Source organism: Sorangium sp. So ce726 (genome assembly GCF_051521405.1).
Taxonomy (GTDB): domain Bacteria; phylum Myxococcota_A; class Polyangia; order Polyangiales; family Polyangiaceae; genus Sorangium.
Genome location: NZ_CP150349.1, coordinates 8142397 through 8154146, shown reverse-complemented (window position 1 = coordinate 8154146; position 11750 = coordinate 8142397). Strand labels below are relative to the sequence as shown.

Annotated in this window: 3 protein-coding genes; 2 read left to right on the top strand and 1 reads right to left on the bottom strand. The window is 69.0% G+C overall.

All coding sequences use genetic code 11. The features are described 5' to 3' along the window. The first annotated feature begins 306 nt into the window (after positions 1–306). A complete protein-coding gene (locus tag WME79_RS30140) occupies positions 307–1110 on the top strand; it encodes a matrixin family metalloprotease (protein ID WP_437521854.1) in 804 nt (267 codons plus the stop codon). 107 nt (positions 1111–1217) lie between these two features. Next, the gene (locus WME79_RS30135; protein ID WP_437521852.1) at positions 1218–3377 is read left to right on the top strand and encodes a caspase family protein; all 2160 of its coding nucleotides are present in this window, start codon (positions 1218–1220) and stop codon (positions 3375–3377) included. 126 nt (positions 3378–3503) lie between these two features. On the opposite strand, the gene WME79_RS30130 is transcribed toward WME79_RS30135, so the two are convergent. Beyond that, positions 3504–11690, bottom strand: a complete 8187-nt coding sequence (locus tag WME79_RS30130) for a CARDB domain-containing protein (protein ID WP_437521850.1) — start codon at positions 11688–11690, stop codon at positions 3504–3506. Positions 11691–11750 lie beyond the last annotated feature (60 nt).

Here is an 11750-nt window from a genome sequence, read left to right as displayed (position 1 = left end):
GGACGTCAAGTGGACACCTCTCCCTCCTCTGGGGTGAGCCCTCCGTACCGACGTGAGCCGCGGCTCTCTGAACTGATTTGCTTGCCCCATCCCTGCGGCGCGGGGGCACAAGCTCCTCGAGCACGCGTCGGTTCAATGAATCTGAAAATGCCGCAACTGCCTCCCTCAATCTGGAACCCGCCGCGAGGCTATTCGACGTGGGCTCCCCTCCGTCCCAGCTTGACCTTCGCGCACTCTTCCTTATCGATCCATCACGGGCTGTCCGTGCGCCCGAGCGCCCGCCGGCCTCTGAGGAGGGATAGGAATATGGCAACGCCGGAAGCCAATGTCCGCATCTGCTACGATCGGAAGCTGCCGCTCGCTCTGGAAGAGGACGGAAGGCGGGCCGCCGTGCGGGAAAATCCGGCGAACGACGTGGACCCCAGCCTCAATCCGAACGACCCGAACCTCACCCCATCGGAGAAAATCGCGCTCATCGCGAGCAAGCGGTGGCGCCCAGGGAAGCTCCTGAAGATCCGCTTCCTCGACGGCTCCTCCACGATGCGGGCGAAGGTCGAGCGGTACGCCCAAGAGTGGACGAAGCACGCCAATATCCAGTTCGACTTCGGCGATTCGAAGTACGCGGAGATCAGGATCTCATTCTACGCCGACGAGGGTTCGTGGTCAGCGCTAGGCACCGAGGCCCTGGTGGAGGATTACTTCCCGCTCAAACAGCCCACCATGAACTTCGGCTGGCTCCGGGACGACACCAGCGACGAGGAGTGCTCGCGCGTCGTGCTCCACGAGTTCGGCCACGCCCTCGGCGCCATCCACGAGCACAAGAACCCTCGTGGCGGCATCGTGTGGGACAAGGAGGCCGTCTACAAGTACTTCTCCGGGCCGCCGAATTTCTGGACCAAGGAGGAGATCGACTACAACGTCATCGAGCGGTACTCGGAGAATATCCTCCTGGGCACCGCGTTCGATCCTGCCTCGATCATGATCTACCCCCTCCCCGAATCGCTCATAATAAGCCCCGCGGGCTTCAGCGCTCCATTGAACACCAAGCTGTCGCCGATGGACATCGACTTCATCAAGATCGCTTATCCCCACACACCCTCGGCACGGTAGCATCGGCGCTGCGGTGGATCAGCGATGCGCATCCATCGCGGGCGCATGACGATCTGGGGAGTCACCGGAGGGGCCGGCGTCGCGGCCGATATCATGGGAGAGGCGTCATGGAGAGCGAGCCGAACGACGACCACGACGAGGCGGAGACGAGCAGCGCCGCGGAGATGGGCCCGACCTTCCGGGCGCTGCTCATCGGCATCGACTTCTATTTTCCGAACCAGCTCCCGAGCGGCGCCACCTACAGGAACCTGAGAGGCTGTGTGAGCGACGTCGGGGCCATCGAGGCGATGCTGAACGCCCGGGTCCCGGGACCGCGCGAGATCAGGAAGCTCGTTGCGGCCGACACCAGGGCAGGCGTGCCCGCCGGGCCGAGGAGCGACTGGCCGACGTACGCCAACATGAGAGCGGCGCTCGATGGGCTGGTCGCCAGGACGCAAGCGGGCGACCAGGTGTTCATCTACTACTCCGGCCACGGGGGCCGCGTCCCCACGAGGTTCCCCGAGGAGAAGGGGCTCGGCGGGTACGACGAGACGCTCGTGCCCATGGACATCGGCGAGAGCTCGACCCGCAACCTGCGCGACCTCGACCTCGCATATTACCTCGTCGAGCTCGCGACGAAGAAGCAGGCGATCGTGACGGTGATGCTCGACAGCTGCCATTCCGGCGGCGCGACGCGTGGGGTCGATGTGGCGCCGCGGTGCGCGACAGGCGCCCGCGCTGACCTCGATCCCACGCTCGACACCACGGAGCGGCCGACGGACGGCGTCGCCCCCGATGATGAGCTACGCGCCGCGTGGAGGCGGCTCGTGGCGACGCGCAGCGCGCGAAGTGCGGTGGCGGCCACGACCTGGCTCCCTGGATCCAACCACTACGTGCTCCTCGCGGCGTGCCGCGACGACCAGTCGGCGCTGGAGGGCGACCTCGATGGATCCCGGCCCCGGCGAGGCGGCGTGATGACGGCGGCCTTCCTGGACGCGCTGGCGCCAGTCGGCACCGATCAGTCCTGGAAGACGGTTTACGAGCGCGTGCTCGCCTGGGTGCAGAGCCGATTCCCATCGCAGACACCGCAGCTCCTCGGCGAGGGTGCGCGGCAGGTGCTTGGCGTCAAGCTCCAGCCCGTCGCGCACACGGTCACGGTGGTCGGAATCGATAAGCCGAACCGGAGGGTGAGGCTCCGCGCCGGCCAAGCGATGGGGATCGCCATGGGCAGCAACTTCGGCCTCTACAGCCCCGGGACGACGGACTTCACGCAGCTCGACCGGCGCGTGGGCGGCGCCGTCGTCGACGAGGTGATGGCCACGGAGAGCTGGGCGGTCCTGGACGAGGGCACCCCGGTCGACAAGATAGAGCTTGGCGCCTCCGCGCTGCTCGAGGACGTGGGATCCGTCGCGCTGAAGCGCGCGGTCAACCTCTTCCGCCGGGGCGACCTGCCGCCCGGGATCGACCAGGAACGGCCGTTCGCCGTCCTCGAGGCCGCGATCAAGGCGAGAGGGCGCGGCTTCCTCGTGCTCCACACAAGCGGGACGCCGCACTATCAGGTTGCCATCAACGACCGCGATCAATACGAGATCTGGGACCCGAGCGGAAAGCCGATGCCCAACGTGGGAGCGGTGAGCGTCGGCGCGCCGAACGCCGCCGAGCTCGTGGTCGATCGGCTGCTGCACATCTTCCGGTACCAGACCATCCTGGAAGTCGACGACCCGTTCTCCGGGCTCAAGGACGCGCTCCGCGTCGAGCTCCGCACTCCTCCGCCCGAGTGGTCGCCGGGCGCTCCGATCCAGGGCGGGACGGTGATCGAGCCGAGCGGCGACGCTTATGCTGTGAAGTCGGGTGCCTATATGTTCGTGCATGTCATCAACGACGGCGACCGCCGGGTCAACATCGTGGCCATCGACCTCGACGACGATTGGGGGATCGTCGCCGTCATGCCTGAGGACCCGTCGCGGGGACCCTACACCCCTGTGGACGCCGGGAAGGATGTCTGGTTCGCGTTCCAGTCTGTCCTGCGCCCCGGGCGCACTTCGGCGGTCGATATCATCAAGATCTTCGCGACCGTCGATGACGCCGACTTCTGGTGGCTCCTGCAGCCGCCCATCGATCGGCCCATCACCCGGTCGGTGACGACAAGGAGCGGGGCTGCTCGCGACGCGCTCTTCCGGCTGCGGGAGGCGCTCGACGCGGATCGGAACACGGCGCGCGTGATGAGCACCGTGTCAAAACCGGGCTCTGACTGGACCGTGCGGCAGATCCGCGTCGTTACGAGCTAGGCACGAGGATGGGAGCAAGCGCACGACCGCGCTGCGTGGCGCGCCCTGGCCGGTTTGCCGGCCAGATCGGCCACGCGACCCGCGTCGCGCGCAGCCGGCCTCTCCCGGCGTGGAAACGGGCGATGATCAGAAGCTGACGAGGAGCTCGCCGCCGGCCGTGGCGTTGTTGCCCTCGAGGAGCTCGGCGACTTCGCCGTAGGCGTCCACGATGGCCCCGAGCGTGTAGGTATCCACGGGGAGATAGGTATCAGCGGGCACGAGGAGGCTCTCGCACTGGCCAACGCCGAGGCTCGGCACCCAGGCGCCTCCGGCGAGGAAGTCGTCCGTCGTGATCGTTGCGTCGGCCGACAGCCGGACCTCCACCATGGTGCCGTAGCTCGGGGCCGTCCCCTTGTTGCACACGGTGACCGAGGCGTCGAAGAGGCTGCCCTGCGTGGCGCTCGGCGGGCCGCTCACGGCCGACACGACGAGATCGGGGCCGTAGCCGATGGCCATCAGCTCGCTGGCGGCGGTGTTGTTGGTCTCGATGAGCTCCTGGACCGGGCCGTTCAGGTCCACGATCGCGCCGAGATGGTACGCGCCATCGGAAGCATACGCCCCGGCGGTCACGGTAACGCTTTCGCACTGGCCGGGGCTCAGCCCGGGGACCCAGCTGTTGCCGATATGGATATCGGAGGGCGTGACAGTCCGGTCCGACGACAGCAGCACATCGACGCTCGTACTGCCGCTCGGGGTCGTGCCCTGGTTGCACACGGTGACGATGGCGTCGAAGCCGCTGCCCGGAGCGGCGGTCGATGGGCCGCTGACGGACGCAATGAGATCCGGCCGGTAGCCGACGCCGAACACGCTGCTTGCGTTCGTGTTGTTGGTCTCGATGAGCTCCTGCGTCGAGCCGTACGGGTCCACGACGGCAGCGAGGCGATAGGCGCCGTCGGGCGCCGCCGCGGAGGCGGGGATGGTCACGACCGTGCACTGGCCAGGATCCAGGTACGGCGCCGGCGCGCCCCCGGCGATGGGACCGGTGCCGGCCGCCTGGTCGCTGGCCGCCAGTCGCAACTCCACATCGCTGCCGTAGCTCGGCTGCGTGCCCTGGTTGCAGACGGTGACCTCGGCGTCGAAGCTGCTGCCCGGCAGGGCGCTGGCCGGACCCTCCACCGCGGAGACGATGAGGTCCGGCCGATAGCCGACGCCGAGCACGCTGCCCGCCGCGGCGTTGTTGGTCTCGATGAGCTCGGGAACCCCGCCGTACGGATTGACGACCGCGCCCAGGTGGTAAGCGCCTTCGGGCCCGTACGCGCTCGCCAGGAAGGTCACGGTGGCGCACTGGCCCGGCGCCAGGTAGGGCACCGGCCCGTATGCGGCCAGGAAGTCGGCCGTCGTGATGGTCGCGTCCACGGAGAGGCGCAACTCCACGTCGCTCCCATAGCTCGGCTGCGTGCCCTGGTTGCAGACGGTGACCTCGGCGTCGAAGCTATAGCCCTGGGCGATGCTCGGCGGCCCGCTGATGGCGGAGACGATAAGGTCCGCCCCGAAGCCGACGCCGAGCACGCTGCCCGCCGCGGCGTTGTTGGTCTCGATGAGCTCCGTGAGCGACTCGCTCCAGTCCACGATCGCCCCGAGGCGGTGGGCGCCGTCGGCCCCATAGGCGCTCGCAAAGACGAGCACCGAGGTGCACTGTCCAGGGCTCAGGCCGGGCACATAGCCGTTCCCGGCGTGGATGTCCGCGGGCGTGATCTCGTCGTCGCTCGACAGGAACAGCTCGAGGTCGACGCCGTAGCTCGGGGACGTGCCCTGGTTGCAGACGGTGACGGAGGCATCGAATCCGCTGCCCGGCGGGGCGCTGGGCGGACCGCTGACCGCCGACACGACGAGGTCCGGCCCGAAGCCGACGCCGATGAGGGCGCCTGAGGTGGCGTTGTTGGACTCGATCAGCTCATCCTGCCAGTCGTCCGCATCGACGATCGCTCCGAGGCGGTAGGTCCCGTCGGGAACATAGGAAGTTGCAGAGACTGCTACCGCGGCGCACTGCCCGGGTGCCAGGAAGGGGACCATGCCGGCGCCAGCGGGTGTGTCGCCTGCCGTGATCGTGGCGTCGGCGGACAGGTAGAGATCCACGTCGGTGCCGTAGCTCGGCTGCGTGCCCTGGTTGCACACAGTGATGGAAGCGTCGAATCCGCTGCCCGGCACGGCGCTGGGCGGGCCGCTGACCGCGGAGACGATGAGGTCGGGCCGGTTGCCGACGCCGATCATCGCGCTCACTTCGGCGTTGTTCGTCTCGATGAGCTCGGGGATCCAGTCGAACCTGTCGACGAACGCGCCCAGGTGGTAGGAGCCGTCAGGCACGTACGCGATCGCCGGGAAGGTCACGGTGGTGCACTGTCCCGGATCCAGGTACGGCACCGGACCGTTGCCAGCAGGGGAGTCGGCCACCGTGAGGGTCGCGTCGGCGGAGAGGAGCAGCTCCACGTCGCTGCCGTAGCTCGGCTGCGTGCCCTGGTTGCAGACGGTGACCGACGCGTTGAAGCTTCCACCGGGGATGAGGCTCGGCGGCCCGCTCACCGAAGACACGATGAGGTCCGGCCGATAGCCGACGCCGATCACGCTGCCCGGCGCGGCGTTGTTGCTCTCGATGAGCTCGGCGAGCGCGCCGTACGGGTCCACGATCGCGCCGAGGTGATAGGCGCCGTCGGACACATAGGTGCTCGCGGGGATCGTCGTGGTAAAACATTGCCCTGGGTTCAGGTAGGGCACATAGCCGCCGCCGATCGGGAAATCAGCGGGTGTGATCGCGCCGTCGGGTGAGAGGAAGAGGTTGAGCTCGGTGCCGGAGCTCGGCTGCGTGCCCTGGTTGCAGACGGTGACCGAGGCGTTGAAGGTGCTGCCCTGCGTGATGCTCGGCGGGCCGCTCACCGCCGAGACGAGGAGATCGGGGCCGTGGCCGATCGCGATCAGGTCGCTGGCGGCGGTGTTGTTGGTCTCGATGAGCTCCTGGACCGGGCCGTTCAGGTCCACGATCGCGCCGAGATAATAGGCGCCGTCAGGCGCGTAGGCCCCGGCGGCCACGGTGACGCTTTCGCACTGGCCAGGGTTCAGCCCGGAGACAACCGCGTTGCCGACATGGATATCGGAGGGCGCAACGTCCCGGTCTGACGACAGCAGCACGTCGACGCTCGTGCCGCCGCTCGGGGTGGTTCCCTGGTTGCACACCGTGACGACGGCGTCGAACCCGCTGCCCGGCGTGGCGATCGATGGGCCGCTCACGGCGAACGCGATGAGATCCGGCCGGCTGCCGACGCCGAACACGCTGCTTGCGTTGGTGTTGTTGGTCTCGATGAGCTCCTGCATCCAGCCGTAGGGGTCCACCACGGCGCCGAGGTGATAGGCGCCGTCGGGCCCTGCCAGGTACGTGGGGATGGTCACGACCGTGCACTGGCCACGATCCAGGTACGGCACCGGCGCGCTTCCGGCGAAGAAACCGGTGTCGGCCTCCTGGTCGCCGGCCGCCAGGCGCAGCTCCACATCGGTGCCGTAGCTCGGCTGCGTGCCCTGGTTGCAGACGGTGACCTCGGCGTTGAAGCTGCTGCCTGGCAAGGCGCTGGCCGGGCCCTCCACCGCAGCGACGATGAGGTCCGGTCGATGGCCGACGCCGATCACACTGCCCGCCGCGGCGTTGTTGGTCTCGATGAGCTCGGAAGTCCAGCCGTACGGATCGACGAGCGCGCCCAGGTGGTAAGCGCCTTCCGGCACGTAGCCGTTCGCCGGGAAGGTCACGGTGGCGCACTGGCCCGGCGCCAGGTACGGCGCCGGTCCGTTGCCGGCCAGGAAGTCGGCCGTCGTGATGGTCGCGTCCAAGGAGAGGCGCAGCTCCACGTCGCCGCCGTAGCCCGCCTGCGTGCCCTGGTTGCAGACGGTGACCTCGGCGTTGAAGTTATCACCCGGGGCGAGGCTCGGCGGTCCGCTCACGGCGGAGACGATGAAATCCGGCCCGAAGCCGATGCCGATCACGCTGCCCGCCACGGCGTTGTTGCTCTCGATGAGCTCGACGAGCGATTCGCTCGGGTCGACGATCGCCCCGAGGCGGTAAGCGCCGTCGGCCCCATAGGCGCTCGCGGCGACGAGCACGGAGGTGCACTGTCCAGGGCTCAGGCCGGGCACATAGCCGCTCCCCGCGTGGGCATCCGAGGGCGTGATCGCGTCGTCGCTCGACAGGAACAGCTCGAGGTCGATCCCGTAGCTCGGGGACGTGCCCTGGTTGCAGACGGTGACGGAAGCGTCGAAGCCGCTGCCCGGCGGGGCGCTGGGCGGGCCGCTGACCGCCGAGACGACGAGGTCGGGCTGGAAGCCCACGCCGATGAGGTCGCCCGAGGCGGCGTTGTTGGACTCGATCAGCTCTTCGGTCCAGTCGTTCACATCGACGATCGCCCCGAGGTGATACGCGCCATCGGGAACATAGGCGCTCGCGTAGACGAGCACGGAGCTGCACTGCCCGGGTGCCAGGAAGGGGACCATGCCGGCGCCAGCGGGTGTGTCGTCGTCCGCGATCGCGGCGTCGTCGGACAGGTAGAGATCCACGTCGCTGCCGTAGCTGGGCTGGGTGCCCTGGTTGCAGACGGTGACGGAAGCGTCGAATCCGCTGCCCGGCATGGCGCTGGGCGGGCCGCTGACCGCGGAGACGATGAGGTCGGGCCTGTAGCCGACGCCGATCACGGCGTTCACCTCGGCGTTGTTCGTCTCGATCAGCTCGGGAATCCAGTTGTCCCGGTCGACGATCGCGCCCAGGTGGTAGGCGCCGTCGGGCACGTACGCGCTCGCCGGGAAGGTCACGGTGGCGCACTGGCCCGGATCCAGGTGCGGCACCGGACCGTTGCCAGCATGCGAGTCGGCCATCGTGAGGGTCGCGTCGGCGGAGAGGAGCAGCTCCACCTGGGTGCCGTAGCTCGTCTGTGTGCCCTGGTTGCAGACGGTGACCGACGCGTCGAAGGTTCCGCCAGGGATCATGCTCGGCGGCCCGCTCACGCCGGAGACGACGAGATCCGGCGCGTAGCCGACGCCGATCACGCTGCCTGCCGCGGCGTTGTTGGTCTCGATGAGCTCGGCGAGCGCGCCGCTCGGGTCCACGATGGCGCCGAGGTAATGGGCGCCGTCGGGCACATAGGCGCTCGCGGGCACGACGACGGAGGCGCACTGCCCGGGGTTCAGCCCGGGGACATAGCCGTCCCCGGCGTGGCTGTCCGAGGGCGTGATCGCCCCGTCGCTCGACAGCAGCAGCTCGACGTTGACGCTGTAGCTCTGGGTCCTGCCCTGATTGCAGACGGTGACGGCGGCGTTGAAGCTGCTGCCGGGCGTCACGCTCGACGGCCCGCTCACGGCCGAGACGACGAGGTCGGGCCAGGTGCCGACGCCGATCAGATCGCCCGGCGTCGCGTTGTTGGTCTCGATCAGCTCGGGCTGCCAGCCGTACGGATCGACGATCCCGCCGAGGTGATAGGCGCCGTCGGCCACGTAGACGCTGGCGGGGATCGTCACGGCCGCGCACTCGCCGGGATCCAGGTAAGGCGTCGGCGCGCCGCCCGCGAACGCATCGGCCTCCGTGAGCGTGGCGTCGGCGGACAGGCGCAGCTCCACCATGCTGGAGCCCGGGGTCGTGCCCTGGTTGCAGACGGTGATCTCTGCGTCGAAGCCGCTTCCCGGCAGGACGCTGGGCGGCCCGCTCACGGAAGCGACGGTGAAGTCAGGCGCGTAGCCGATGCCGATCAGAGCGCCTGAGCCCGCGTTGTTGATCTCGATGAGCTCGGGGACCCCGCCCTGCGGATCGACGATCGCGCCGAGGTGGTAGGCGCCCTCGGGCACATAGGCGCTCGCCGGGAAGCTCACGGTGGCGCACTGGCCCGGATCCAGGTACGGCACAGGACCGCCGCCAGCGAGGAAGTCGGCGGTCGTGACCGTCGCATCCGCGGTGAGGCGCAGCTCCACGTGGGTGCCGTAGCTCGTCTGCGTGCCCTGATTGCAGACGGTGATCGACGCGTCGAAGCCGCCGCCGGGGAACACGCTTGGCGGCCCGCTCACGGCGGAGACGATGAGGTCGGGGCCATGGCCGACGCCGATCAGGCTGCCCGCCGCCGCGTTGTTGGTCTCGATGAGCTCGAGGAGCGAGCCGGCCGGGTCCACGACGGCGCCGAGGTGATAGGCGCCGTCAGGCGCGTAGGCGTTCGCGGGCACGGCGACGGAGGCGCACTGCCCGGGGCTCAGACCGGGCACATAGCCGCCCCCGGCGGGCGCGTCGAACGGCGTGATCGCCTCATCGGACGAGAGCACCACGGCGATGTCGCTGCCGTAGCTCTGCGTCGTGCCCTGGTTGCAGACGGTGACGGAGGCGCTGAATCCGCTGCCGGGCACGACGGCCGGCGGCCCGCTCACGGCGGAGACGATGAGGTCCGGCCGATAGCCCACGCCGATCAGCCCGCCCGACGCGGCGTTGTTGGCCTCGTTCAGCTCTTCTTGCCAGTTGTACAGATCGACGATCGCGCCGAGGTGATAGGCGCCGTCGGGCACGTAAGCGTTCGCCGGGATCGTCACGGCGGCGCATTGCCCCGGATCCAGGTACGGCGCCTGGGCGCCGCCGGCGGGCGGGTCGGTCCCCGTGATGTTGTCGTCGGGTGACAGGCGCAGCTCCAGGGCGGCGCTGTAGCTCGGGGCCGTGCCCTGGTTGCAGACGGTGACGGTGGCACCGAAGCCGCTGCCCGGGAGGGCGCTCGGCGGGGCGCTCACCGAGGAGACGATGAGATCCGGCCGATAGCCGATGCCGACCACGTCGCCAGCTGCGGCGTTGTTGTTCTCGATGAGCTCGGGAACGCTGCCGTACCGATCGACGATCGCGCCCAGGTGGTAGGCGCCGTCAGGCGCGTAAGCGCCCACGTGGAGCGTCCGCGTGGTGCATTGCCCCGGATCGAGGTACGGCACCATATCGCCGCCGACGGGCACGTCGTTCGCCGTGATGATCGTGTCCGAGGAGAGGTACAGCTCCACGTTGCTGCTGTAGCTCGTCTGCGTGCCCTGGTTGCAGACGGTGACCGAGGCGTCGAGGGAGCCGCCAGACGTCACGCTCGGCGGCCCGCTCACCGCCGCTACGACGAGGTCCGGCTGGTAGCCGACGCCGATCGCGCCTCCCGCCGCGGCGTTGTTCGCCTCGATGAGCTCGACGATCCAGGCCGGGGCGTCGACGATCGCGCCGAGCGTGTACGCGCCGTCGGGCACGTACGTGTTCGCGGGGATCGTCGTGGAGAAGCACTGTCCGGGGCTCAGATACGGCACATAACCGTCGCCGATCGGGAAATCGGCGAGCGTGATCTCGCCATCGGACGAGAGCAGGAGGTCGACATCGGTGCCGTAGCTCGGCTGCGTACCCTGGTTGCATACGGTGACCGAGGCGTCGAACCAGGCGCCGGGCACCTGGCTCGGCGGCCCGCTCACCGCCGAGACGACGAGGTCCGGCTGATAGCCGACGCCGAGCAGCCCGCCCGCCCGCGCGTTGTTGGACGTGATGAGCTCCGGGTTCCAGCCGCTCTCGTGCGCGATCGCGCCGAGGTGATAGACGCCTTCGGGGACATTGGCGCTGGCGGGTACGGTCACCGACTCGCACTGGCCAGGGTTCAACCACGGAACTGGGGCGCCGCCGAGGAGGGGATCCGGCGGCTCGATCGTGGCGTCCGGCGAGAGGAGCACATCCACGAGCGCGCTCTGGCTCGACGTCGTGCCCTGGTTGCACACCGTGACCTGGACCTCGAAGCCGCCGCCGGGGAGGGCGCTGGGCGGGCCGCTCACGGCCGAGACGATGAGGTCTGGGCCGTAGCCGACGCCGATCTCGCCTGCCAGCGCCGTGTTGTTGGTCTCCGAGAGCTCGATCACCTGGTCGAGCTGGTCCACCACGACGCCGAGCGTGTACGCGCCGTCGGGCACGGCCGCGGTGGTCTCGGCGCCGACCTCGACGCATTGCCCCGGGCCGAGGTACCCCACCGGCGCATAGCCGACGGCGAGATCCGATGGTGTGATGATGTCGTCGTCCGACAGGCTCACGTCGACATGGGTGCCATAGCTCGCCGAGTTGCCCTGGTTGCACACAGTGACAGACGTTTTGAAATAGCTGCCCGGCACGGCGCTCCGGGGCGCGTTCACGCTCGAGATCACGAGGTCGGGCTCGTCGCCTGTGAGCGCCCCGGTCGCGGCCCCGATCGGCTCGGGATCGTCAGGGGGTCCGCTGCTCCCGCACCCCACGGTCATCGCCAGCATGCCGAACACGAAGCACGCCCGTCGCACCAGAGATACTCTTAGCCTGAGCATAGAGAATCAGGAGAAGCTGGGGGCGCGTCCACGTCA